Origin of the sequence: Microbacterium nanhaiense, from assembly GCF_014646015.1 — a bacterium.
In the GTDB taxonomy this organism is placed as follows: domain Bacteria; phylum Actinomycetota; class Actinomycetes; order Actinomycetales; family Microbacteriaceae; genus Microbacterium; species Microbacterium nanhaiense.
The window spans coordinates 1-945 of record NZ_BMMQ01000024.1 but is presented as its reverse complement, the minus strand read 5'-3'; the positions used below and the strand labels follow the sequence as shown (position 1 = coordinate 945).

Annotated in this window: 1 protein-coding gene; it reads left to right on the top strand. The window is 66.6% G+C overall.

Translation table 11 applies throughout. The features are described from left to right. Positions 1-53: 53 nt before the first annotated feature. A protein-coding gene (locus tag IEX05_RS15145) for an IS5 family transposase (protein WP_372445425.1) occupies positions 54-945 on the top strand; the annotation gives its coding sequence in 2 pieces (ribosomal slippage) (positions 54-439 and positions 438-945; 894 coding nt in all).

The window sequence follows — 945 nt, the reverse complement described above, 5'->3', positions numbered from 1 at the left end:
CTAGGGCGTGTTGATCAAGAGGTTCAGGCTCAGGATCGGCGAGTCTCGATGGTGTGACGCGTCAGGAGATCTCGGATGAGGTGTGGGCTGTTCTGGAGCCGCTGATGCCGGTGCCGGTCGGCAGGTCGCGGCCGTGGACGGATCATCGTCTCGCGGTCGAGGGCATGGCCTGGAAGTACCGCACGGGGGCGCCCTGGCGGGATGTGCCGGAGCGGTTCGGGAAGTGGAACTCGATCTACAAGCGGTTCGCGCGCTGGGCCGAGGACGGCACCTGGGAGAAGCTGCTCGCCGAGGTGCAGAAGCAGTCGGACGCGGCGGGCAAGCTCGACTGGGTGGTGTCGATCGACTCGACGATCGCGCGCGTGCACCAGCACGGCGCGACCCTCAGCCGCGACACAGGGGGCTGTGTCGAATCACAAGAATCCGCGGGAAGAGCCGCCTGATCACGGGATCGGCCGCTCCCGTGGCGGGTTGACGAGCAAGGTGCATCTCGTCTGCGACGGGCGTGGACGTCCGCTGAGCTGGGTGATCACCGGCGCGAACATCAACGACACCACGATGATGACCGCCACACTCGAGCAGATCCACGTCCCTCGAGCTGTCGGCCGTCCGAGGCGGCGCCCGGATCGGGTGCTCGCCGACAAGGGCTACCCGTCGAAGAAGAACAGGGCGTGGCTGCGGGAGCGGAAGATCGCCGCGACGATCCCGGAACGCGACGACCAGATCGCGCACCGCCGCAGGAAGCCTGGCCGGCCCATCGACTTCGGGGAAGCCCAGCAGGAGCGCTACAAGGGACGCAACGTCGTCGAGCGCTGCTTCAACAAACTCAAGCAATGGCGCGGCATCGCGATGCGCTCAGACAAGACAGCCCGCTCCTACCGCGCCGCGATAGCCCTCGCCGCCACGCTGATCTGGATCAAGACCGACTTAATCCACACGGCCTAG